General features: G+C 67.7%; 1 protein-coding gene. It reads left to right on the forward strand.

What is annotated here, in order from left to right; translation table 11 throughout:
• Positions 1 to 82: 82 nt before the first annotated feature.
• Positions 83 to 1,390 carry an IS701 family transposase gene (locus J3S20_RS29870; RefSeq protein WP_216840571.1) on the forward strand — a complete coding sequence of 436 codons (1,308 nt, stop codon included), beginning with the start codon at positions 83 to 85 and terminating at the stop codon, positions 1,388 to 1,390.
• Positions 1,391 to 1,516: the final 126 nt, after the last annotated feature.

Below are 1,516 nucleotides of genomic sequence, written 5' to 3' on the forward strand. Positions count from 1 at the left end.
TAGTACTACTGTGTCATAAAGAACTTGCCTGATTGGGCTGTGCTTTTGTATGCGTGGAGATTCTCACGCATGGAGGCGGCGTATGGCCCTTTCATCCTCGTTGGACGGCAGTGAATCGCGGTTTTCAGCCTATGTCGAGGCGCTTGGCGCGGCCCTCGGCCATGCCGACCGCGTCGCCCCGGCTCGGCGCTACTGCGCAGGCCTGCTGCTACCGGGCGAGCGCAAGAGCATCGAGCCGATGGCCGCGCGCGTCGAGCCTGGGAGGGTCCAGGCCGCCCATCAATCGCTGCACCACCTGATCGCCAAGGCCGATTGGTCCGACGCGGCGGTGCTCGCCGTGGTGCGCGCCCGCGTGCTGCCCGCCATCCAGCAGCACGGGCCGATCCAGGCCTGGATCATCGACGACACTGGCTTCCCCAAGAAGGGCAAGCACTCCGTCGGCGTGGCGCGCCAGTACTGCGGCCAACTCGGCAAGCAGGACAATTGCCAAGTCGCCGTCAGCCTCTCCGTCGCCAATGAGCATGCCAGCCTGCCGGTGGCCTGGCGTCTGTACCTGCCGCAGGCCTGGGCCGAGGATGCCGCGCGGCGCAGCAAGGCTGGCGTGCCCGACGACCTGCGCTTCGCCACCAAGCCGCAGATCGCCCTCGAACAGATCCGCACGGCGCAGGCCGATGGCATCCCGCCCGGCATCGTGCTGGCCGATGCGGGCTATGGCGTGGACACTGATTTCCGCGACGGCATCACCGCCCTGGGCCTGACCTACGTCGTCGGCATCCAATCCTCCGCCAGCCTCTGGCCGCCTGGCCAGGCACCGCTGCCGGTGAAACCCTGGAGCGGGCGGGGGCGGCCGCCGACCCGCGTCGGCCGCAGCGCCGACCATAAGCCCGTCGCGGCCAAGGACCTCGCCGCCGGACTGCCCAAAGGGGCGTGGCGCCGTGTGAAGTGGCGCCAGGGCACGAACGCCCCACTCGCCTCGCGCTTTGCCGCCGTCCGCGTGCGCCCCGCCCACCGCGATTACAAGGCTGCCACGCCACGAGCCGAGGAGTGGTGCCTGATCGAATGGCCCGTTGGTGAAGCCGAGCCCACCAAACTCTGGCTCTCCACGCTGCCCGCCAACACCAACCGCACCAGCCTGGTCCGCCACGCCATGCTGCGCTGGCGCATCGAGCGCGACTATCAGGAGATGAAGCAAGAGATCGGCCTCGGCCACTATGAGGGCCGCGGCTGGCGTGGCTTTCACCACCACGCCACCCTCTGCATCGCAGCCTACGGTTTCCTGATCGCCGAACGGGCAGCGATTCCCCCCTCAGCAGAATGCAGCACCCCGTTCATCCAAGCGCCTGACGTTCCCAAAACATACCGGCCAAGGGGTGCCGCCGATCCGGCCTGAACGCCACGTCGCCAATTCCATCACCACCATGCGCCTCCGCATCGCTCGCGAACTTGCCCGCAGCATGCCGCGATGTCCCTGCTGCCACCGCCTCACTCAGCGTCACCATTATGTGACACAGTAGTA

Origin of the sequence: Falsiroseomonas tokyonensis, from assembly GCF_019024325.1 — a bacterium.
GTDB lineage: Bacteria > Pseudomonadota > Alphaproteobacteria > Acetobacterales > Acetobacteraceae > Falsiroseomonas > Falsiroseomonas tokyonensis.